Annotated in this window: 16 protein-coding genes; 11 read left to right on the top strand and 5 right to left on the bottom strand. The window is 63.7% G+C overall.

Annotated features, from left to right (window positions below):
* Positions 1-12 precede the first annotated feature (12 nt).
* The 8 genes from LGM56_RS10675 to LGM56_RS10710 all read left to right on the top strand — a co-directional run bounded on the left by LGM56_RS10675 (position 13) and on the right by LGM56_RS10710 (position 12,942).
* Positions 13-2,187, top strand: a complete 2,175-nt coding sequence (locus LGM56_RS10675) for a glycosyltransferase (RefSeq protein WP_226204515.1) — start codon at positions 13-15, stop codon at positions 2,185-2,187.
* Positions 2,188-3,212: 1,025 nt separating this feature from the next.
* Positions 3,213-4,151 carry an NAD-dependent epimerase/dehydratase family protein gene (locus LGM56_RS10680; RefSeq protein ID WP_226204517.1) on the top strand — a complete coding sequence of 313 codons (939 nt, stop codon included), beginning with the start codon at positions 3,213-3,215 and terminating at the stop codon, positions 4,149-4,151.
* An 18-nt stretch (positions 4,152-4,169) separates the two neighbouring features.
* Complete coding sequence (locus LGM56_RS10685; protein ID WP_226204519.1) at positions 4,170-7,337, top strand: glycosyltransferase; 3,168 nt, start codon at positions 4,170-4,172, stop codon at positions 7,335-7,337.
* Between the two features lie 2 nt (positions 7,338-7,339).
* Positions 7,340-8,113: a glycosyltransferase family 2 protein gene (locus LGM56_RS10690; RefSeq protein WP_089494225.1), complete on the top strand. Its 774-nt coding sequence runs from the start codon at positions 7,340-7,342 to the stop codon at positions 8,111-8,113.
* 112 nt (positions 8,114-8,225) lie between these two features.
* A complete protein-coding gene (locus tag LGM56_RS10695; RefSeq protein ID WP_226204522.1) occupies positions 8,226-9,071 on the top strand; it encodes a glycosyltransferase in 846 nt (281 codons plus the stop codon).
* Positions 9,068-10,033 (top strand): UDP-glucose 4-epimerase family protein, encoded by a 966-nt coding sequence (locus tag LGM56_RS10700; protein ID WP_089494227.1) that lies wholly within the window; start codon positions 9,068-9,070, stop codon positions 10,031-10,033. The genes LGM56_RS10695 and LGM56_RS10700 overlap by 4 nt, the downstream gene beginning before the upstream one ends.
* A gap of 5 nt (positions 10,034-10,038) precedes the next feature.
* On the top strand, positions 10,039-11,055 hold the full coding sequence (locus LGM56_RS10705) for an MraY family glycosyltransferase (protein WP_226204524.1): 1,017 nt from the start codon (positions 10,039-10,041) through the stop codon (positions 11,053-11,055).
* 12 nt (positions 11,056-11,067) lie between these two features.
* Positions 11,068-12,942, top strand: a complete 1,875-nt coding sequence (locus LGM56_RS10710; RefSeq protein WP_089494229.1) for a polysaccharide biosynthesis protein — start codon at positions 11,068-11,070, stop codon at positions 12,940-12,942.
* Positions 12,943-13,042: 100 nt separating this feature from the next.
* Here the strand turns inward: LGM56_RS10710 and LGM56_RS10715 are convergent, their stop codons facing one another.
* The 5 genes from LGM56_RS10715 to LGM56_RS10735 are packed head-to-tail and all read right to left on the bottom strand — an operon-like array spanning position 13,043 to position 18,480.
* Positions 13,043-14,149, bottom strand: a complete 1,107-nt coding sequence (locus tag LGM56_RS10715; RefSeq protein ID WP_089494230.1) for an MraY family glycosyltransferase — start codon at positions 14,147-14,149, stop codon at positions 13,043-13,045.
* A 27-nt stretch (positions 14,150-14,176) separates the two neighbouring features.
* Positions 14,177-15,199: a UDP-glucose 4-epimerase GalE gene (galE, locus tag LGM56_RS10720; RefSeq protein WP_089494231.1), complete on the bottom strand. Its 1,023-nt coding sequence runs from the start codon at positions 15,197-15,199 to the stop codon at positions 14,177-14,179.
* A 15-nt stretch (positions 15,200-15,214) separates the two neighbouring features.
* On the bottom strand, positions 15,215-16,351 hold the full coding sequence (locus LGM56_RS10725) for a glycosyltransferase family 4 protein (protein ID WP_089494232.1): 1,137 nt from the start codon (positions 16,349-16,351) through the stop codon (positions 15,215-15,217).
* A 51-nt stretch (positions 16,352-16,402) separates the two neighbouring features.
* A complete protein-coding gene (locus tag LGM56_RS10730; RefSeq protein WP_089494233.1) occupies positions 16,403-17,227 on the bottom strand; it encodes a glycosyltransferase in 825 nt (274 codons plus the stop codon).
* Positions 17,224-18,480: a lipopolysaccharide biosynthesis protein gene (locus tag LGM56_RS10735; RefSeq protein WP_089494234.1), complete on the bottom strand. Its 1,257-nt coding sequence runs from the start codon at positions 18,478-18,480 to the stop codon at positions 17,224-17,226. The genes LGM56_RS10730 and LGM56_RS10735 overlap by 4 nt, the downstream gene beginning before the upstream one ends.
* Positions 18,481-18,743: 263 nt before the next feature.
* On the opposite strand from LGM56_RS10735, the gene LGM56_RS10740 reads away from it, so the two are divergent.
* The 3 genes from LGM56_RS10740 to LGM56_RS10750 all read left to right on the top strand — a co-directional run bounded on the left by LGM56_RS10740 (position 18,744) and on the right by LGM56_RS10750 (position 22,228).
* Positions 18,744-20,138, top strand: coding sequence for a phosphomannomutase/phosphoglucomutase (locus LGM56_RS10740; RefSeq protein ID WP_089445078.1), 1,395 nt, complete (start codon positions 18,744-18,746; stop codon positions 20,136-20,138).
* A 175-nt stretch (positions 20,139-20,313) separates the two neighbouring features.
* Entirely contained in the window at positions 20,314-21,309 is a 996-nt protein-coding gene (waaC, locus tag LGM56_RS10745) for a lipopolysaccharide heptosyltransferase I (protein ID WP_089494236.1), read from the top strand.
* A gap of 34 nt (positions 21,310-21,343) precedes the next feature.
* Positions 21,344-22,228, top strand: coding sequence for a Kdo hydroxylase family protein (locus tag LGM56_RS10750; protein WP_089494237.1), 885 nt, complete (start codon positions 21,344-21,346; stop codon positions 22,226-22,228).
* Positions 22,229-22,236: the final 8 nt, after the last annotated feature.

The raw sequence follows: 22,236 nt of genomic DNA on the forward strand, positions 1-22,236 counted from the left end.
GACGAGGGGCCAATGAAAGTTTTTGTAACCACCGAGCTGTTTCCGTTTACGCACGGGGGGATTGGTCGCGCCATCGCCAACATGTTGTCGTCGCTCGATCCCGCGCAGGCGGCGCAAACGGCTATTGTTTGGGTCGGTGACGATCTCGATTCGAATCGATTCGCGTCGGTATATCCGCAGATCAAGCTTGTCGTTGTATCGAAGCTCGATTACGAGCTCGTCGACGAGAGCGGGGTCTGCTACCCGCCGGAATGGGCATTCACGGATACGGAGTGGCACTGGCGGTCGGTGCGTGCTCTCCAGGGACTTCGCAAGCTCGCAAGCGAAGTCGGCAAGCTGGACTATATTGAATTTCCCGACTGGGGTGGACTCGGTTTCGCGACGACGCAGGAAAAACTCCTGGGGCGGGAGTTCGACGACAGTGTCGTCGCGGTCCGTTTGCATACGGTGGACAGCCTGCTTGCCGACGTCGATAGCCGGCTGGTCGACAAGCAGGCACTTGCGACCTATGATCTCGAGCGCAAGGCGCTGGCCGATTCTGATTACGTCATCGCGCAGATTCCGGAAGTCGGACACGCGATCAAGGCGTTCTTCGGCTTTTCAGATGAAGAATGGCTGCCTCGAATGCATGTCCACGCGCCGCCCGTGACACTTGATTTCGGCGATGTTGTGCGAGTGCCGATCAGGGCTTGCGCAGATACGCCGATCGTTTTTCCGTCCAAAATCCAGTATCTGAAGCGGCCGGATCTCTTTCTTCGAGGTGCATGTGGATTCTTGCGTGCGCATCAGGAATATCGCGGCAACATCGTATTTGCCGCACATTCGTCGCCGGATGCCATGGCGCGGCTGCAGCGGATGGTTCCGCCTGATCTGGCGGCGCGCTTTGTCTTTCTCGACAACGCCAGCCCGATCGAGCGCGCACATCTGCTGTCCCGGTCGATCAGCGTGACCGCTTCGCAGTTCGAGTCATTCTGTTTGTCGGCATACGAGGCTTCGCTCGCCGGTGCCATTTGCGTGCTGAATGGCAACAATCCGGCATTCGGTGACAGTTCGCCATGGCGTGATGGTCTCAATTGTTGCAAGTTCGACGGTACCGCGGAAGGGCTTGCCGCCGCACTTGCCGTTGCTTATGCGCGTGGCGTACGGGAAGTCGTGAAAACGCCCGCCGATCCGTCGCCGTGGGACATGCTGCAGGCACGGCCTGCTCCGAAGTCGGTCGCGAGTCGCCCGCTCGTATCGGTAGTCGTGCCGCATTTCAATCTGGGCGAGTATCTTCCGCGCACGCTTGATTCGATCCTGGCGTCGACTTACGAGAACGTTGAAATCGTCGTCGTTGACGACTGTTCGACTGACGCGTTGAGCTGCCTCACGATCGAACGCATTCAGACGTTGCGCGGGCGCATACGTATCATTCGGAATCCCATGAATCTCGGGCTGGCGGCAACCAGAAATGTCGCGCTTCAGCACGTGCGCGGAGAGTTCATACTCACGCTTGATGCGGACGATCTGATTGGTCCCCAGTTTATCGAACTGGCGGTAAATGCATTGCAATGGAATCCTGCATTCGATTTCGTCGTGCCGCAAACCGGATTCTTCCTGGATCGGGAGGAAGGGCAGATCGGTCGACAGGCGGCATTTGCCGACTACGCGGTGTTCTATGGTGAAGCGCGGGCGCTCGGCATGTATGAAAACCGCTTTTCGACCGCAACCTGCATGGCGCGTACGGCAGTGATGCGCGAGCTGAAGTATCGCGAAGAACTCGAAGCGTATGAGGATTGGGATATCTATTCCCGCGCACTCGCCACCGGGAAGCGCTTCATTGCGACGAACGGCATACATTTCTTCTATCGGCGTCGGGCGAATTCGATGTATCACACGCCGGAGCGTGTCGCGCGCCATCGTGAGTTGTACCACGCGTTGTTGACGGGCAAGATGGTCGAGGCGGGGGAGGTGAGGCTCCCGCTGTATGTTCTTGAAGGAGGGCAGGCAGCACATGCAGCGCCCGGTGCGTTGGAGGAGGAACTCCACGCATTGCGAAGTCAGCTCGCCTTCTATCAGAACAGCAGGGCCGTTTTTGCGACGCGGAAGATCGTGGAGTACCTCAAGGCCAAGGCGCCGTGGGCGATCAAACTGGCGCGGCAAGGGTTGCAAACCCTATGGCGTGCGCGCAGACGGCTGCGCTCGTAATGGCCTTCCGTTGCCCACCATCCGGGTTAGAAATTGGTCCATCGCGGAGTACGGGGAGGGCCGCACGGGGCTAGGGGAGAAGCAACCCTCGTTGCGGGACCGATGGACCCGGCTCGTGACATGTCTCTGGGTCTGGCAGCTCTATATATGACCCTATAAAAGGCAGGGCCTGGGTTGCACAGTTACCCTTATCCGATCCACCGTATCCCGGGATGAGCATGGATGTCGGCGTCCGCGGTCTCTGTCCAAGCCGCGAGGTGTTCGAACACTGTTTGTTGCACTTCCGATGCGCTCCATTCTCATCTGCGAGGCGCGTATGACCTTCCTTGAACCCTGACGCCAAACTCATCGGCTACAATGCTGTCGCGATAATTTTTCTTGCTTCACTTGTACTTGACCGTCGTGCATGAGCATCGGGATTCGGCTCACGCTCGAAAAAGACGGTGCCAACTGCCAACCTACGTGGCTGTCGATGAAGCCGGATGTCCTCCGCGGACGAGCATTGCCAAGGGACGGGTTGTCCAAAGGTCCTGCGCGTACGGATCGGTCGAGCATCTGCGCGCAAGCGCGGGGGCTGACAGATGCTACGCTTGGATGCCCTCGAGAACTCGTGCAGCGCACGCCAAGGTTGCCATCTCGCCACGTTCGAATCGAAAGGCCAGGCGTCGCCGTAGCCACGAGCTGTACCGAACTCAAAGCATCGTCGACGTTTCTTCAAACGCATCGGACATTTCGATCGCGTCTTCACTCGATACGACAAGCTCGCGGGCGACTATCCCGCCTTCGCAGCGCTTGCCTGACCTTTGAGGCGGCGGGTGAGAATGCCGACGGACCGAGGCGAGCGTGAGTAATGATCGGGTGGGTGCGATACATTCGTGTCGCTAACGAGGAGCCCGAATTTCGTGGCAGATCGGTTCGGTTTCGGCGAAGCATCGATCGATGTGGGCAGGTATGGGGCGGCGTTTGACAGCACTTGCGGGCACACCTACAGTTGCCGGCGCTTGGTAGGCGATTTCTGCGCGTAAATGGAAAAGAAAACTTATTTGGTGACCGGTGCGTCAGGATTTATCGGTCGATCGCTCGTCGAGCGGCTACGAGCGAATGGCCACGTCGTGCGATGTGCAATGAGAAGGGTTGTTGATGGCGCAAACGACGTCGAGTGCCCGCTTGGCGCGTCGGTCGATACCTGGCTCAACGCCATCGAAGGTGTCGACGGTGTTTTTCATCTTGCGTGGTCGACCGTGCCGCGAACGGCCAATAGTGCGCCGCTCGACGACGTGGCCACCAACGTCATGGGTACCGTTGCGCTGCTCGAGGCGATGCGGCAGCACCCGGGTATTCCGTTCGTCTTTGCTTCGTCGGGCGGGACCGTCTATGGGGTGCCGGAAGCCGATCGGGTCCCTGAATCGCATCCGCTGCGGCCTCTCGGTGTATATGGCGCGTCGAAAGCGGCGGTTGAAGGCTATGCGATGCTCTATCGCCGGCAGTTCAATGTGGACGCGCGCATCTTGCGTGTCAGCAATCCATTCGGCCCCGGACAGAATGTCGAGGGCCAGTTAGGAGCTGCATCGATCTTCGCCTGGCGCGCATTGGCCGGTCTCGACATTCAGATATGGGGCGATGGCTCGGTCGTCCGCGACTACCTGTATATCGACGATGCGGTGGACGCGTTCGTCGCGGCAATGGGCGCCCCGAGCGCAGCGTTCGGGCACGTGGATCCCGTCTTCAACATTGGCTCAGGAGAAGGCACGTCGCTCAAGCAGATTGTCGAGACGATCGGGGGGATTCTCGGTACGCCAATTTGCGTCAAGTACGACGCTGCGCGCTCATTTGACGTACCGGTCAGTATTCTCGATGTATCGCTTGCCAAACAGGTGCTTGGCTGGGGGCCGAAGACCTCTTTCCGGGACGGCATGAGCGAGACGATTGCTCGCTTTTCAAAGAACACGGCCCTGCAGCCGTGATCAGACTGAAGGACTTCGATGGCTACCGTTTCGGTTATTGTCCCCTTTTTTAATCAGGCGAAGTATCTCCGGCAATGCTTGGAGAGTGTACTGAAGCAGACGTTTGAGGACATCGAAGTTCTGCTCGTGAACGATGGCTCTGCGGAAGATCCAGCGGAACTCGTGCGGGCATTGGGTGACCCTCGCATCACGTTGATCGTGCAAGCGAATGCAGGGGTTGCGATCGCACGTAATAACGCGATTGCGGCCAGCAGCGGGGAGTTTCTGGTCTTCCTGGATGCCGACGACTGGCTTGCGCCCACGATGATCGAAGAGTTGTCACAGGCGCTTATCGGCGACAAGGATGCCGGTTTGGCTTACGGCGACATCGTCCGCGTCAATGAGCAGGGTGAAGTGGCAGATACGCATAAAGTTGCACATGCGCGAGCCGAACTGAATGGCAATATCTTGCCGTCGCTCATGCTCGGCGGATACTTCCCGCCGGTCTGCGTGATGGTACGCGCGTCCGCCCTCGACACAGTGGGTGGATTTGATAAGTCGCTCGGAGGGTGCTGCGATTGGGACTTGTGGATCCGGATTGTGGCATCTGGATTCACGGCGCGATTCGTGCCGCGAGAACTCGGCTACTACCGGCTCCATGGTCAGTCGATGAGCAAGGATTCTGCGCACATGCGCTCGACGGCGGAGGCGACGCTCGCGAAGAACATGGCCGCGTTTCCCCAACAACTGGCCGGCGCAATGCAATTGCTCATACAGACGTCGGCGGAGATCTACTCGACTAATGTCGCCCTCGAGCAGGAACGGCTGCGCCTGATTGGATCGCAGCGGGAACACGAACGGGAGATCGAGCGTCTCGAAGGGATTGTCTGCCAACTCAAAGACGATATCGGATCTCTGATGCGGGGCAAGCAGTGGCTTGAAGAGCAGTGGAGCAACTATAAGGCGGCCAACATCGCCATGGAGCAGGACAAGCAACAACTGAGCGCAGCGCTTGCCGACCACCAGTCGGAGATCGAACGGCTCGAGGCAATGACGCGCAAGCTCAAGAGCGATATCAGTGAACTCACTACCGGGAAGCAATGGCTAGAGAAAAGGTTGGACGAATGTCGCAGAATCAATGCTGCCACCGAGCGGGACAATCAGAATCTGACGGTATCGCTCGCGCAACAGAAGGCAGAGATCAGGCTCATCCCTCGTCGGTCTCCACAGTCGGGGCGCGGTACATCAACTATGCTAATTGATCGATATCGGGCTGCGCGTCGGCGCGTTGGGAGGCTTGCAAGACGCTTCACTGAATCATCGGACGTATCGGTAGACGAAGGCGGATTGCTTCGCACATCGCCATTGTTCGATGGCGCATACTATCTGGCGACCTATCCTGACGTAGCGGATGCGGCCATCGATCCTGTTGTTCATTACCTGACGTTCGGGTGGAGGGAAGCGCGGCAGCCGAGCATGTCGTTCGACGGTAACCGCTATCTCGACGACTACCCTGACGTCCGGGCCGCCGGCGTCAATCCGCTCGTCCATTACTTGGCATTCGGCAAGCAAGAGGGACGCCATTTCACGCCGGTGACGGGGCGCGCGACGGGTCTGGCGAATTCCGATGTGGAGCCGCGCGATTCCGTCGCGGGCAATGGGCAATATTCCCCGCAGGAAACCCGGCAGATCATCGAGCAGTCCGGCTTGTTCGACCTCGAACTTTATTGCAGGCTCAATCCCGATCTGGCGAGTCTGCCCGACCCACTCGAGCACTACGTTAGGCACGGGGGATTCGAGGGGCGGCGTGCCCATCGTTTCTTCGACGGGCGCTGGTACACGTGGGCCTACCCGGACGTTGCGGCGAGCGGAATGCATCCGCTCGTCCATTACATGAGGATTGGCCAACCACAAGGGCGCCACGGTGGGTTGCCCGCTCACGTCCTTGGCACCATCGAGAAAATGGTCGCCGAAGCCGGTGAACTGGAGCCCACAATTCTGCTCGACTCCGTTTTTGCGGAGCCGGCATTGCTCGGAATCAGTTACGGCGGACAGTCGTGGTCCGGTATCGGTGCATGGCAAAGGCTTTTCGATTCGTTGCCCTGCGCGTTCGAGCATATCGTGTTCGTGCCATGGCTCGTGCGCGGAGGTGCCGACCTCGCTGCGACGAATGTCGTTCGTGCGAGCATCCAGGAAAACGGCATCGACTCTACACTGATCGTGTTGACCGATTACGACCGTACCGATGCAATCGAATGGCTGCCGGCCGGCACGCACGTGCGGGTGCTGTCCGAAATTGAGCCATCACTGACACGCGCGGACCGAATCCAGTTGGTGGAGTCACTGATCTTGGCGTTGCGTCCGAAGTCGGTCATGAACGTCAATAGCGGTGCTTGCTGGGACGCCATCGCGAAGAAGGGCGCCGCATTGAGCAAGTTGACCGAGCTGTATGCGTGCCTGTTCTGCCGCGACTATACGCCGGACGGCCGCGCGGCTGGCTATGCCGATACACACTTTCGGGACAGCGTACCGTATCTGACGAAGGTCTATTTCGACAACGCCGGTTTTGTGGACGAACTGGCGGCGGATTATGGTGTTCCTGAGAGCATGCGATCGAGGCTGGTCACGCTTCACCAGCCAGTCGGCAACGTGGCGGTCGGGACATACAAGGGCGGCCCGAAAGAGGGCAACCGGGTGATGTGGGCCGGTCGTTTCTGCAAGCAGAAGAATGTCGATCTCCTGATCGAGATCGCTCGTCGTGCGCCAGACTTCCACTTCGACGTTTACGGCTACGGGGATGATGCATACGCGTCGAAGCTGGCGGACGCGCAGCGTGTGCTCGACAACCTGACCGTCAAGGGACCGTTCCCATCGACGGCGAGCCTGCCGATCAACGATTACAATGCATTTCTATATACCTCGCTCTGGGATGGCTTGCCGCTGACGCTGGCCGATATCGCGTGCACGGGTATTCCCATGGTTGCATCCGCAGTGGGCGGGATTCCGGATCTCGTGACGGAACAGACAGGGTGGCTGATCCAGTCATACAAGGAGGCCGATCCGTACGTTGCAGCGTTGCAAGACATTGCCCGCCGTCCCGATGAAGCCAGGCAGCGTGCGGAGCGCATGATTGACTGGGTGCAAAGCGAGCACTCGTGGGAGCAGTTCTGCACAACCCTCCGCGTATCTCCGTCGTTTATCAACTGACCATGACGAAGTTCGATATTACTGCAGTCATCAATGGCCATGCCGAAGGGCTGCTTGCGCACGCCTCGCTCAACAGCTTGTCGCGCAGCGCGGATGCCGCGGCTGCGGCCGGACTACGTGTCGAAATGCTCGCCGTTCTCGACAAGCCGAACGCGCTGACGCTGCAGGTGTTTGAAGAATACGCGTCGCGGCGCGAGGATTTGCGAATCGTAACGGTCGAGCATGGCGACCTCGGCTATGCGCGCAATTCCGCCGCGGACGAAGCAAACGGGAAATGGATCGGGTTTCTCGATGCGGACGACATATGGTGTACCGACTGGCTCGTCGCGGCGCACAAGGCCGCCGAGGCCGATCCGCGTAACGTCGCATGGCACCCGGAAGTAAATGTGTGCTTTGGCGCTACCCCGAACATCTACCTGCACGTCGATATGGAAGATCCCAGCTTCCATGTGGCGCAGCTGGCATTTACCAATGCGTGGACGTCCCTCGTATTCACGTCCACGGATTTTTTGAGGTCGGTGCCCTATACGGGCACCGATTTCAAGAACAACATCGGATATGAAGATTGGGGATGGAACATTTCCGTCATTAATAGTGGCGGTATCCACAAGATCGTTCCGGGTACGTCGCATGCCATCCGGACTCGGCACACGTCGCTCGTGAAGCAGACGACGGCTGCGGGCTGCATCCCGAGGCCCTCTGACCTGTTTCGCAATGCGATCCGAAACCGGGCGGGCATGGAGAGTGAGCGACTGCGTTCCGAGCAAGCGGATTAATGCACGATATGAACGCGATCCGCTTGCAACAGCCTTTGTGTATCCAGATGCACAGAATGGGCTGCCCTATACAACTGGCGCTTCGTCATGCGAGCGCGATGTCGAACCACGGATGAATGTAACAAGCGTGCCGTCTCGAAATGCCGACGGCTTGTCGGTTTCCATCGTTGTATACCGTCCAGACGCTGTCCAACTCGAGCAGACGCTCGTCAGCTTGGGCGCGGCCTGCGCGCATTTGCGCGCTGCGTCTCCCGGGTGTCCGGTCGACCTGTATCTGGTCGATAACGGTGGCCTTGGCGACGTCGGCGCGGTGACGCGCGGGCTCGAAGCGCAGGGCGTCACATGCCGGGTTCTGACGGGGCACGGCAATGTCGGCTATGGACGAGGGCACAATCTCGCGATCGATCTATCGACGCGTCCGCTCCATCTGATCTTGAATCCAGATATCGATCTCGACGCACATGCCCTGGTTGCCGCGCGCAAGTTCTTCGATTCGCATTTCGATGCAGGTGCGCTCGCGCCCCGTATCGGCGACGAATCCGGCGGCCCGCAATATCTCTGCCGCCGCTATCCAACGCTCTTCGACCTGCTCGTGCGTGGCTTCCTGCCGGCGCGGTTCCGGCAGCCATTCAGGAAGCGCCTTGCCCGCTACGAAATGCGCGACGTCATCAATGATCGCGACATCGTATGGGACCCCCCGATCATCAGCGGCTGCTTCATGCTGTTCCGTACCGATGTCCTGAAAAAGCTGGGTGGATTCGATCCCCGTTACTTCCTGTACTTCGAAGATTACGATCTGAGTCTGAGAACGCGGGACGTCGCCCGTGTCGCATATGTCCCGTCGGTTCGCGTGGTTCACCACGGCGGTGGAGCGTCCCGCAAGGGCTTCGCACATATCCGGATGTTCGCGGCATCGGCTTTCAAGTTCTACAACCGCTTTGGCTGGAGGTGGTGGTGAGCCGCATCGCCGTGACCGGCGCGAATGGCTTCGTCGGCCGCGCGGTGTGCCGGCTCGCGCTCGCGGCGGGGCATGACGTCATCGGCCTAGTGCGCCGGCCCCACGGATGCATTTCAGGCGTGCGCGAATGGGTGCACGATGCGCCCGATTTTGATGGTCTGGGCGACACATGGCCTGACGACCTCGAGGTCGACTGCGTGATCCATCTCGCAGCGCGCGTGCACGTGATGCGCGATGAGTCGCCGAATCCCGACGCCGCGTTCGACGCGACCAATGTCGCTGGTACCTTGCGTCTCGCCAAAGCCGCGCGCCAGCATGGCGTGTGCCGCATCGTCTATGCAAGCAGCATCAAGGCGGTCGGCGAGAGTGACGGCGGCGTGCCGTTGTCGGAAGCGGTGAGCCCCGACCCGCAGGACGCCTACGGTCGCTCGAAACTGCGCGCGGAGCGCGAACTCGCACAATTCGGTGCGTCGAACGGGCTCGACGTCGTGGTCGTTCGCCCGCCGCTGGTCTACGGTCCGGCCGTTCGGGCCAACTTCCTGCGCATGATGGACGCGGTTGCACGCGGGATGCCGCTGCCGCTCCGCTCCATCACGGCACGCCGCAGTATCGTCTACGTCGATAACCTGGCCGACGCCCTGCTCCAATGCGCGGTCGCTCCGCGTGCGGCCGGCGAGTGTTTTCACGTTGCCGACGACGATGCGCCCTCGGTTACGGGCCTGTTACGCCTGGTAGGCGAGGCGCTCGGCAAGCCGGCCCGGCTGATTGCTGTTCCGTCCCCCGTGCTGCGCGCGCTCGGCACGCTCACCGGCCGCCGCGCGGCGATCGACCGCCTGACTGGCAGCCTCGAACTCGATACGGGCCGGATCAAGCGCGTGCTCGGCTGGCATCCGCCTTATACGACAAGGCAGGGCCTCGAAGCGACCGCCGCATGGTATCGTTCGCGCGATACACAACAATAGTCGACATGCATTACCCGATATCCACGTGGCCCCAAGCGGCTGCGGTGGCGCTCGCCGCTGCCATCGCGTCGACGACCATTCTGCGTGTACTGCTCGCGACCGGCCTTGCGTGGCGTCTCGCCACCGACATGCCGAACGACCGTTCGCTCCATACGCGGCCGACGCCGCGCGTCGGCGGCTGGGGCATCGTACCGGTCTGCGTCATCGCGCTGCTCGCGCTCGCGCCGCATTTGTGGCTGATCGTCTTCGCTGCAGCCGGGCTTGCAGCGATGTCTCAGATCGACGATCGGCGCGGGCTGCCCGCCCGTGTGCGGTTTTCTGCACACCTTGCGGCGGTCGTCGGGCTGATCGTCGCGTTTCCGGCCGACGTACCGTGGTGGCTCCTGGTCGGCGTTGGCTTCGTGATGGTCTGGCTGACGAACCTGTACAACTTCATGGACGGTGCGGACGGCCTCGCGGGCGGCATGGCGCTGTTCGGCTTCGGCGCGTATGCGATCGCCGCGCTGACCAGCCCGACGCCATCGCCGGATCTAGTTGTGGCCGGCTCGACTGTCGCAGGCGCCGCGCTCGGGTTCCTGCTACTGAATTTCCATCCGGCCAGGCTGTTTCTTGGCGATGCCGGCTCGATTCCGCTCGGATTCCTGGCGGGAGCGCTTGGCTACTGGGGCTGGAGTGCGGGCGTGTGGCCGATCTGGTTCCCGGCGCTGGTGTTCTCGCCCTTTATTGCCGACGCATCTGTAACACTTTTGAGACGTCTGTTACGAGGCGAAAAGTTCTGGCAGGCCCACCGGGAGCACTATTATCAAAGGATGGTTCGGGCGGGCGTAGGTCACCGCCGGACTGCTCTTTGTTGGTACCTCGTCATGCTCGCAGGCATAATTGTCGCCGCGTGGGCAAAGGGCCGCCCGGAACTGCAGCAATGGCTGTCGTTTTTCGCGTGGTACGGCGTCCTGGCGTGTATCGGACTGGTGATCGACATGCGTTGGCGTCGGTTTCAGTCGGCCGCCAAAAATAACTCTTGAGGTTTCCTGCCGATGTTGCGATCCAAAGCATCATGGCTTTCGCTGAGCGCTTTCCTGTTTGACCTGACGGCGGTCGCCGCCGCATGGTTGTTCGCGTATCTCGTTCGATTCAATGGCAGCGTTCCGCATGATTTCCTGAGCGGCGCACTGATGGCGCTCACGTGGGTGCTGCCCGTCTACGCGTTGATGTTTCGCGGGTTCGGCCTGTATCGCGGGCTGTGGGTATTCGCGAGCCTGCCCGATCTGATGCGTATCTCGAAAGCAGTAGTGGGCGGCGGCGTGATCGTGATGATCGGCGCCGTGATGTTCCAGCCACACCCGATCATCCCGCGCTCGGTGCTGCTCGTGTCGCCGCTGATGCTGTTCCTCGCGATGGGCGGCGCACGTGCGCTTTATCGCGCGACGAAGGAATACTACCTGTACGGCGGGCTCGTCGGGAAGGGCAAACCAGTGCTGGTGCTCGGCGCCGGCACGGCAGGCGCGAGCCTCGCACGCGAACTTTCACGCTCGGGCGAGTGGCGCCTCGTCGGCCTGCTCGACGACGACGTCACGAAGCAGGGTCGCGAAATCTACGGCTACAAGGTACTGGGCTCGTTCAACGACCTCAAGCACTGGACCGACGCAATGAAGGTCGAATACGCGATCATCGCGATTCCATCGGCGTCGGTCGAGACGCAGCGTCGCGTCGCGACGCTGTGCGTGCGGGCCGGCGTGAAGGCGATGGTGCTGCCGTCGCTGACCGCGCTGATGCCGGGGCAGGGCTTCCTGTCGCAGGTGCGGAACATCGATCTCGAGGATCTGCTCGGCCGGGATGCCGTGACGATCGACACGCCGCACGTCGAGGCGCTGCTGCGCGGCCGCGTCGTGATGGTGACCGGCGCGGGCGGCTCGATCGGCTCTGAGCTTTGCCGGCAGATCCTGCGCTTCGCGCCCGCGCAACTCGTTGCGTTCGACCTGTCCGAGTATGCGATGTACCGGCTGACCGAGGAGTTGCACGAGCGCTTCCCGGACCTACCGGTCGTGCCGATCATCGGAGATGCAAAGGATTCGCTGCTGCTCGACCAGGTGATGTCGCGTCATGCGCCGCACATCGTGTTCCATGCGGCCGCCTACAAGCACGTGCCGCTGATGGAGGAACACAACGCGTGGCAGGCGCTGCGCAACAATGTGCTCGGCACCTATCGCGTGGCCCGCGCGGCGATTCGCCACGATGTGCGTCACTTCGTTCTGATCTCGACCGACAAGGCCGTCAATCCGACCAACGTGATGGGCGCGAGCAAGCGTCTCGCCGAAATGGCCTGTCAGGCGCTGCAGCAGACGAGCGGGCGTACGCAGTTCGAGACCGTGCGATTCGGCAACGTGCTCGGCAGCGCGGGCAGCGTGATCCCGAAGTTCCAGCAGCAGATCGCGAAGGGCGGCCCGGTCACGGTCACGCACCCCGAGATCACGCGTTTCTTCATGACGATCCCGGAAGCGTCGCAGCTGGTGCTACAGGCGTCGAGCATGGGGCATGGCGGCGAGATCTTCATTCTCGACATGGGCGAGCCGGTGAAGATCGTCGATCTGGCGTGCGACCTGATCCGCCTGTACGGTTTCTCGGAAGAGCAGATCCGGATCGAGTTCACCGGGCTGCGGCCCGGCGAGAAGCTCTACGAGGAGTTGCTGGCGGACGACGAGGCGACGACGCGCACGCCGCATCCGAAGCTGCGGATCGCGCGGGCGCGAGAAGTGCCGGACAATTTCCTCGACGAACTGCTGCCGTGGCTGATGCAGCATCGTGTCCTGCCCGACGACGAAGTGCGGCGCGACTTGCGCCGCTGGGTGCCCGAGTATCAAACGGCTGCCGTTCCGGCGCTGAAGAGCGTACGGGTCGCGTCGAACCGCTGAACGCTGAGAACCGTGTGGTTGCGCCACGCAGCGACCAGCCGGCCGGCCAAAAAGAAAAGCGCCCCGCAGGGCGCTTTTTTCATGCCGGGCCGAGAACGGCTCAGCGACTGGGCCGGTGTTTGCGCACCACCATCCACCGCGGCACGCGGAACCGCACGATGCTGAGATACAGCCACACATAAGTCAGCGCGAACAGCACGACGAACACGAACAGGTGCACCGTGTGCCGCCAGAACAGCGTCGCGGGTATCACCGCGACGAGGCACAGCAGCCACAGGTACGGCGACGTCAGCGAATTGCGGCGCGTCAGGTCGTGCGCGTGCTTCGTGCCGACGGCCCAGCGCATCAGCCGCTTGTACACGAGCATGTGCAGGTGCACGCCGTCCGGGATGCCGGGCGACATCCCGCGAATGAACTTCTTCCGGTAGATCGAGAAGCAGGTCTCGAAGATCGGGTACATGAACAGCAGCACCGGGTACCACGCGGACACCTCGCGGTTGCGCATCACGAGCATGATCGCGAGCTCCGCGAGCATGAAGCCGATGAAATACGCGCCGCCGTCTCCGAGGAAGATCAGCCCGGCCGGGAAATTCCACAGGAAGAAGCCGAGCACGGCGCCCATCATGATGATCGACGCGGACATCACGACCGGGTCGTTCACATGGAACGCGACATACGCGAGCGACGCGAACATCATGAAGCTGACCATCGACGCGAGCCCGTTGAAGCCGTCGATGATGTTGATCGCGTTCGCAAGCGCCGCGACCGCGAGCACCGTGATGAACGCCGAGATGGCCACGTAGCCGAGCAGGAAATCGAGCGGCGGCACGCTGATGCGCTTGACCGCGATGCCCAGCAGCCAGAATGCCAGCGCGGCCGCGCCCATCGTGCAGAGCAGCCGCGCGCGCGGCGACACGCGCTTGGTCAGGTCCTCGACGAGGCCGGACAGGAAGGCCGGCAGCCCGCAGGCAGCGATCCCGAGAATGCTGCCGGAGATCGTCGGATAGCGCCGGGACAGCACCAGCGCGGCAACGACGACGCCCGCGAGGATCCCGATGCCCCCGACCCGCGGCACGGGCCGCACGTGGAATTTCTGCACGCCGGCCAGGTCGCTGTCGATCGAGAATTTCTCGTGAAGGTGCGCGTAGCGCACGATGAACAGCGTGACGAGCAGGGAGACGATGAAGCCGGACGCGAAGCTGAGCATGGGATCGCTCGAAAAATGGACAGCGGATTATACAAAACCGCGCGGGTTCCCCTCCTGCCATCGCCAGTGATCGGCACACATTTCTTCGATGCCGAGCGTCGCGCGCCAGCCGATGATGTCGGCCGCGGCCTGCGGGTTCGCGTAGCACTCGCCGATGTCGCCCGGGCGGCGCGCGACGAGCTCGTACGGCACCGGGCGGCCCGACGCCTTCTCGAACGCACGCACGACTTCCAGCACGCTGTAGCCCTGGCCCGTGCCGAGGTTCACGACGAAGCTCGCGTCGCGCTTCGCGAGCGCGTCGAGCGCGGCGATGTGCCCCTTCGCGAGATCGACGACGTGGATGTAGTCGCGCACGCCCGTGCCGTCCGGCGTCGGGTAGTCGGAGCCGAACACGCGCAGCTTTTCCAGCTTGCCGACCGCGACCTGCGCGACATACGGCATCAGGTTGTTCGGGATGCCGGCCGGGTCCTCGCCGATCAGCCCGCTCGAATGCGCGCCGACCGGGTTGAAGTAGCGCAGCGTGGCGATGCGCCACGACGGGTCCGAGACTTCAAGATCACGCAGGATCTGCTCGGCGATCAGCTTCGACTGGCCATACGGGTTCGTCGCGGACAGCGGGAACGATTCGTCGATCGGCGAGCGCTCTGGCACGCCGTATACGGTCGCGGACGAGCTGAACACGAACTGCCTGACGTTGCGCTCGCGCATCACCTTGAGCACGGCAAGCAGGCCGCCGATGTTGTTCTGGTAGTACTCGAGCGGCTTCTCCACCGATTCGCCGACGGCCTTGAGTGCCGCGAAATGGATCGTGCCGGTGATCGGGTGCGCGTCGAACACCTTTGCAAGCGCGGCTTCGTCGCACACGTCGACCTGATGGAACGCGGGCGTCTTGCCCGTGATCTGCGTGATGCGCCGCACGGATTCGGCGTTGCTGTTGACGAGGTTGTCGACGATCACGACGTCGTAGCCGTTGTCGAGCAACTCGACGGTCGTGTGCGAGCCGATATAGCCCGCTCCGCCCGTGACGAGGATGGTGCCTTTAGCGGTCATTGCTGATGCGCTCCTTCAGAGGGTGATACCGGTTAACGAATGGATAGTACGCCGGTAGCGTTCGACGACCTGCTGTTCGTCGAATTCCGCCGTGACCTTTTGCCGGCCGCGTGCGCCCATCGCGTCGCGTCCGGCCGTTCCGAGTTCGATCATGCGGAGCAACTGCTCCGCGAGGCTCGCGCTGTCGCGCACGCGGCACAGGAACCCCGTTTCGCCGTCGGCGACGACGTCGCGGCAGCCCGGCACGTCGGTCGCGACGATCGGGCGGCCCATCGCCGACGCTTCCATCAGCGTGCGCGGCACGCCTTCGCGGTACGACGGCAGCACGACGCAGTCGGCCGCCGCGATGTGCGGGCGCACGTCGTGCGCTTCGCCGAGATATTCGATCACGCCTTCGGCGGCCCACGCATCGACATCCGCGTGGCCGATCGCGCTTGGATTGTCGACGCCGAGCGGCCCGAGCAACTGGAAGCGCGCATTCGGGAAGCGCGCGCGCACGATGCGCGCGGCTTCCACGTATTCGCGCACGCCCTTGTCCCACAACAGCCGGCCGATCAGGATGAAGACGGGTGCGTCGCCGGCCGGTAGCGGCACCGGCGCGAACTGTTCGAGATCGACGCCTTCGCCGTGCAGCAGCCGCGCGCGATCGGGATGCGCGAGCAACTGTTCGTCGGTGAAGGTCGCGAGATCGTCGCGGTTCAGGAACCACACTTCACGCGGGAAGCGGAACGCGAACCGGTACAGGCGCTTCGCGACGCTTGCCGCGCGGCTCTTCTGGATGAAGACGTAGCCGAGCCCGGTCGTCACCGCGATCGATGGCACGCGTGCGAGCCACGCGGCGACCGAGCCGTAGATGTTCGGCTTGATCGTGTAATGGAACACGAGATCGGGCTTCAGCGCACGGTAGTGACGCACGAGTGCCGCGAGCGTGCCGAGATCCTCGCGCGGGCTCGTGCCTTTCGAGGCAACCGCGAGCGCCACGTAGCGGCAGCCCATCTGCTCGAGCAAGGGCACCGTGCGGTCGTGCGGCGCAATGACGATGACCTCGGCGCCGCGCGCGACGAGCGCACGGATCAGCCCGTGGCGATACGTGTAGATCGCCCAGGCCGTGTTGCAGACGAGCGCGATGCGCAGCGGGGAGGTGGCGGACATGAAAAAAAGAATAAATAAAGCGTCGAAATTGCCGAAAGGGCCGGATGTGCGTCAGGCGGACGGCCGCCCGGCGAACAGCGTCTGCTTGATCCGCTGCAACGTTCGGTACGGCGTCACGAAATGCAGCAGGTTCTTGGCGAGGCCGGCCCAGTCGTACGGGTTCAGCGCGTTGAAGTGGCTCAACAGCAGCGTGAGCGTCGACACCAGCTGGCGCCGGCGCTTGGTCGCACTGATCCCGCCCTCGTTCAGTTCGTAATAGAGACCGAGTTCCGGCAGGTTCGCGCAATCGTAGCGTTGCATTAACCGTAAAAAAAGATCGAGATCCTCGGCCGCACGGTATTTCGCCCGATAGTTCCCCACTTCACGCACGGCGTCGATGCGCAGCATCACCGACGGATGCACGAGCGGCGAGCGCAGGAAGCGCGTGCGGCGCAGCGTGCGCGGATCGGCGGGCGGGGTCAGCATGAAGCGCGGCTCGCCGGCGCGGGACACGACTTGCGTCCACATGCCGACGCAGGCCACGCGCGGGTGGGCGCCGAGATACGCGCGCTCCTTCGCGAGGCGCTGCGGCGCGGCCAGATCGCCCGCGTCGATGCGCGCCGCATAGCGGAAGCCGCGCGCGGCGAGCGCGTCGATGCCGGCCGCGAGCGCACGCTCGATGCCGCCGTTCTGCGGCATGCGCAGCACGTCGATCGTGAGGCCGGGCAGATCGGGCGCGACGATCGGCGGCGTGCTGCCGTCATCGACGATCAGCACGTGCACGGGCGTGTCCTCGCGAAACGACGCGAGGGTCCGAACGACGTCGTCGTGCCCGTTGTAGGCCGGCATCAGCACGGCCACGTCGTCGAGCGGGGTCGGGCAATCAGGGGACGTCATGGTCGGAGCTTGAAACGGATGTAATAAAAATTGACGGCGGCGGCGGCCAGGTAGCCGGCCGCCAGCCCGACGAGCGCGCCGTACAGGCCGAGCCGCGGGATCGCGAACAGGTTGACGAGCGCCGCGATCGCGAGCGCGAGCAGCCATTTCGACAGCAACACGAATTTTGCTTGATATTTGAGAACGATAAGATTGCCTATCGCCTCGATGCCGGCGGGCACCGACAGCCAGACCGCCCAGCGGAAGATGTCGACCGAGGCCTCGTAGCCGTGGCCGAACACCTTGCCGACGATCAGCGGGGCGGCGGCGTCGAGCACGAGCGCGCCGGCCGTCATCAGGCCGGCCGTCATCGCGATCAGCCGGACGATGTTGCGGCGCAGCCGCACGACGTCCTGCACGCGGTAGACGAAGGCGGGCGCGATCGTCTGCGCGAGCATCAGCGCGAGCGTGATCCAGTTCTCGTTGAGCTGCTGCGCGGCCGAGTAGCGGCCGAGATCGGCGAACGACACGTGACGCTCGAGCATCAGGCGGTCGAGCTTCAGGAACAGGTACATGCAGATGAGGCCGAGCCAGAACACGGTGCCGGCCGTCGCAAAGTGCCTGAACAGCGGTTTGTCGAACGTCCAGCCGAGCGCGCCGCCGTTACGATGCCGGTAGTACAGCAGCAGCGCGAAGCCGATGGCGGCGGCTTCGAGCGCCCACAGCCACGCGAAGCGGGCGGGGCCCGCGGCCGCCCGAACCAGCAGCCAGACGAGCAGCGCCTTCACCAGCGCGGTGACCATGCTGGTGACGAGCTGCGGCTTGCTGTAGGTCATGCTCTGCAGCCACGCGTTGATGACGCCGACGAACGGCTCGCGGAACACCATCGTGACCGCGAGGCCCGCGAGCATCGCGCCGACCAGCGGATCGAAGGCGCCCGCGGCGATCGCGATCCAGGTCGCGACGAGCGCGGCGACGGAGACGGCGATGCGCAGCGCGAATGCGCTGCCGAGCACCGCGCCGAGCTGGGCGGGCGGGCGCTGGACGATGGTCGGGACGAGGATTTCCGCGCCGCACACCCAAGTGAGCGGCGCCAGTACGAGGAGGAGCGTATTCGCATACTGCCATTTGCCGAACACATCTGGCCCGAAATAACGGGCCAGCAGGCCGCTGATCGCGATCGCGACGCCGATCTGCGTGAGCCGTTCGAGCCCCAGCCAGACGAGATTCGCGACGGCCTTCGCGACATCCGGGTTGCCGAAGCGCTTCAGCATGCGCGGCAGCGGCGCGCGCGCGAGGCGGCCGGCAGGGCGCCCGGGGGCTGCAGGTTGGCGGCGACGGGGCGGCTAGGCATTAAAATGGGCGGCATGCGCGTCATCAAAACCCGCGATTATAAGTGGGATCGGGGTCGCTCCCGCCGTTCCGCACCAGCGGTTTCACGCCGTGCCGGGCCAGCCTGTATCATGCGCGGCACCGGCGAGCGGCGGCCAGGCAAGCCAGACAATTTTCCATGCACGCAACTGAGAGAAGAGAATCGATGATCTCCCAATCCATCTTCAAGGCATATGACATTCGTGGCGTGGTCGGCAAGACGCTCGACACCGACACCGCACGCGGGATCGGCCGGGCATTCGGCAGCGAAGTGCGTGCGCAGGGCGGCGATGCTGTGGTCGTCGCGCGCGACGGCCGCCTGTCCGGGCCGGACCTCGTCGGCGCGCTGGCCGACGGCCTGCGGGCGGCGGGCGTCGACGTCGTCGACGTCGGCATGGTGCCCACGCCGGTCGGCTATTTCGCGGCGAACGTCCCGCTCGCGCTGAAGGGCGGCGAGCGCCGCGTCGATTCGTGCATCGTCGTCACGGGCAGCCACAACCCGCCCGACTACAACGGCTTCAAGATGGTGCTGCGCGGCGCCGCGATCTACGGCGAGCAGATCCAGGCGCTGTACCAGCGCATCGTCGACGAGCGTTTCGAGACGGGCAGCGGCTCGTACGAACAGTTCGACGTGGCCGATCAATACATCGCGCGCATCGTCGGCGACATCAAGCCGGCCCGCCCGATGAAGCTCGTCGTCGACGCCGGCAACGGCGTGGCCGGCCCGCTCGCGACGCGCCTGTTCAAGGCGCTCGGCTGCGAGCTCGTCGAGCGCTTCACCGACATCGACGGCACGTTCCCGAACCACCACCCCGATCCCGCCCACCCGGAAAACCTGCAGGACGTGATCCAGGCGCTGAAGGACACCGACGCCGAGATCGGCTTCGCGTTCGACGGCGACGGCGACCGCCTCGGCGTCGTCACGAAGGACGGCAAGATCATCTATCCGGACCGCCAGCTGATGCTGTTCGCGGAAGAGGTGCTGTCGCGCAACCCGGGCGCGCAGATCATCTATGACGTGAAGTGCACGCGCCACCTCGCGCAATGGGTGAAGTCGAAGGGCGGCGAGCCGCTGATGTGGAAGACGGGCCACTCGCTCGTGAAGGCGAAGCTGCGCGAGACGGGTGCGCCGCTCGCCGGCGAAATGAGCGGCCACGTGTTCTTCAAGGATCGCTGGTACGGCTTCGACGACGGTCTCTACACGGGCGCGCGCCTGCTCGAGATCCTCGCGAAGACGGCCGACCCGAGCGCGCTGCTGAACGGGCTGCCTGACGCGATGAGCACGCCCGAGCTGCAGCTGTGGCTCGACGAAGGCGAGAACTTCCGCCTGATCGACAAGCTGCAGAAAGAGGCGAAGTTCGACGGCGCCGAGGAAGTCGTGACGATCGACGGCCTGCGTGTCGAGTACCCGGACGGCTTCGGCCTCGCGCGTTCGTCGAACACGACGCCGGTCGTCGTGATGCGTTTCGAGTCGGAGACGCAGGAAGGGCTCAAGCGCATCCAGGAGGACTTCCGCCGTGTGCTGACGGCCGCGAAGCCGGACGTCAAGCTGCCGTTCTGAGCGTCGGCGGCCTGCCGGCCGCCCACGGCGCGACGGTGAGTCCGATCGTCGCGCCATCCCCGAAAAGCGGCGCACGCTACCGGCGTGCGGCCGCTTTTTGTCTGTCTGGCCCCCCGGGCGCGATAAAATCCCTCCTTTCTGCTTGTCGCCGGCTGCCTGCCGGCGTTTTTTCAGCGTGCAAAAGATCCTGATCGTACGCGTGTCGTCGCTGGGCGACGTCGTGCACAACATGCCGGTGATCGCCGATATCCGGCGGCGCCATCCCGATGCGCAGATCGACTGGCTCGTCGAGGAAAGCTTCGTCGACCTGGTCAAGCTCGTCGACGGCGTGCGCAACGTGCTGCCGTTCTCGCTGCGCCGCTGGCGCAAGAAGCCGTTCTCGGGCGCCACGTGGCGCGAGATCCGCGCGTTCCGCCAGCGCCTCGCGGCCGAGCAGTACGACCTCGTGATCGACTGCCAGGGCCTCATCAAGACGGCGTGGGTCGCCAGCTGGGCGCGTGGCCCGCTCGTCGGGCTCGGCAACCGCACCGACGGCGCCGGCTACGAGTGGCCCGTGCGCTTCTTCTATCGCAAGCGCGTGCCGATCGCGCCGCGCACGCACGTCGTCGAGCGCTCGCGGCAACTCGTCGCGGCCGCGCTGGGCGACCCGGTGCCGACGCCGGCCGATCCGGTCGAGTTCGGCCTCGATACGCGCGCGGCGGCGCTCGCGGTGGCCGCGCTCGGGCTGAACCTGCCGGTGCCGTACGTGGTGTTCGTCCATGCGACGTCGCGTGCCGACAAACAGTGGCCGGACGCCGCGTGGATCGAACTCGGCCAGGCGCTCGTGCGGCGCGGCGCGTCGCTCGTGCTGCCGTGGGGCAACGATGCGGAGCGCGCGACCAGCGAGCGCCTCGCGAAAGAGTTCGGCGCGGCGGCGATCGTACCGCCGCGGCTGTCGCTGCCGGCCGTGGTCGGGCTGATCGACGGCGCGGCCGCCACCGTCGGGGTTGATACAGGTCTGGTTCACATCGCGGCCGCGCTGAAGCGTCCGACGGTCGAACTGTACAATTTCGCGACGGCCTGGCGGACCGGCGGCTACTGGTCGCCGAACGTCGTCAATCTCGGCACGGCGGGGCAGCCCCCGTCGATCGCGCAGGTGAAGTCGGCGCTCGCGGGCTTCGGTCTCCTGTAACGCAGTCACACGCGCGAACCCACGCGAACCGAACATGAGCGAATCCCAGATCATCGAAGTCCCGTCCGCCGACTGGAGCGGACACAACCTGTCGGCGCCGCGCGAGCAGCTGCTGGCCGCCGTCGAGGAAGGCAAGGTGCTGTATTTTCCGCACCTGCGCTTCGCGATCGAGGGCGGCGAGGAAGCGCTGCTCGATCCGGCGCTCGCCGACCCGAAACGCAAGAACATCAGCCTCGCGCCGAACGGCGGCGCGCTCGCCGGCGTGCTCGGCGACAGCGTCACGCAGTCGGCGGTGCGCGCGCTCGTCGCGCGCTTCCAGCAGCAGGCCGGCACGCTCGTCGACGGCCTCTTTCCCGAGTATCGCGGCAAGCTGCGCGTCGCGCCGACGAGCCTGCGGCTGATGCAGGTCGAGACGCGCCAGACGTCGTGGCGCAAGGACGACAGCCGGTTGCACGTCGACGCGTTCCCATCGCGGCCCAACTACGGCGAGCGCATCCTGCGCGTGTTCACGAACGTGAACCCGGCCGGCGTGCCGCGCGTGTGGCGCGTCGGCGAGCCGTTCGAGGACGTCGCGAAGCGCTTCCTGCCGCACATCAAGCCGCAGTTGCCGGGCGCCGCGTGGCTGCTGAACCTGCTGCACGTGACGAAGTCGCCGCGCAGCGCGTACGACCACCTGATGCTGAACCTGCACGACAGCATGAAGGCCGATCTCGACTACCAGAAGACGAGCCCGCAGGAGACGATGCCGTTTCCGCCGGGCTGCGTGTGGATATGTTTCTCCGATCAGACTTCGCACGCTGTGATGTCCGGCCAGTTCATGCTCGAACAGACCTTCTTCCTGCCGGTCGACGCGATGGTGCGCCGCGAATGCGCGCCGCTCGGCATTCTCGAACGCCTGACGGGCAGGGCGCTGGTTTGAGCGCGCAT

It is taken from the genome of Burkholderia sp. AU38729 (assembly GCF_020419725.1).
GTDB lineage: Bacteria > Pseudomonadota > Gammaproteobacteria > Burkholderiales > Burkholderiaceae > Burkholderia.

Coding starts and splice junctions, on each gene's coding strand:
- LGM56_RS10675 (WP_226204515.1), top strand. CDS start 13: ATGAAAGTTTTTGTAACCACCGAGCTGTTTCCGTTTACGCACGGGGGG.
- LGM56_RS10680 (WP_226204517.1), top strand. CDS start 3,213: ATGGAAAAGAAAACTTATTTGGTGACCGGTGCGTCAGGATTTATCGGT.
- LGM56_RS10685 (WP_226204519.1), top strand. CDS start 4,170: ATGGCTACCGTTTCGGTTATTGTCCCCTTTTTTAATCAGGCGAAGTAT.
- LGM56_RS10690 (WP_089494225.1), top strand. CDS start 7,340: ATGACGAAGTTCGATATTACTGCAGTCATCAATGGCCATGCCGAAGGG.
- LGM56_RS10695 (WP_226204522.1), top strand. CDS start 8,226: ATGAATGTAACAAGCGTGCCGTCTCGAAATGCCGACGGCTTGTCGGTT.
- LGM56_RS10705 (WP_226204524.1), top strand. CDS start 10,039: ATGCATTACCCGATATCCACGTGGCCCCAAGCGGCTGCGGTGGCGCTC.
- LGM56_RS10710 (WP_089494229.1), top strand. CDS start 11,068: ATGTTGCGATCCAAAGCATCATGGCTTTCGCTGAGCGCTTTCCTGTTT.
- LGM56_RS10715 (WP_089494230.1), bottom strand. CDS start 14,149: ATGCTCAGCTTCGCGTCCGGCTTCATCGTCTCCCTGCTCGTCACGCTG.
- galE (WP_089494231.1), bottom strand. CDS start 15,199: ATGACCGCTAAAGGCACCATCCTCGTCACGGGCGGAGCGGGCTATATC.
- LGM56_RS10725 (WP_089494232.1), bottom strand. CDS start 16,351: ATGTCCGCCACCTCCCCGCTGCGCATCGCGCTCGTCTGCAACACGGCC.
- LGM56_RS10730 (WP_089494233.1), bottom strand. CDS start 17,227: ATGACGTCCCCTGATTGCCCGACCCCGCTCGACGACGTGGCCGTGCTG.
- LGM56_RS10735 (WP_089494234.1), bottom strand. CDS start 18,480: ATGCTGAAGCGCTTCGGCAACCCGGATGTCGCGAAGGCCGTCGCGAAT.
- LGM56_RS10740 (WP_089445078.1), top strand. CDS start 18,744: ATGATCTCCCAATCCATCTTCAAGGCATATGACATTCGTGGCGTGGTC.
- LGM56_RS10750 (WP_089494237.1), top strand. CDS start 21,344: ATGAGCGAATCCCAGATCATCGAAGTCCCGTCCGCCGACTGGAGCGGA.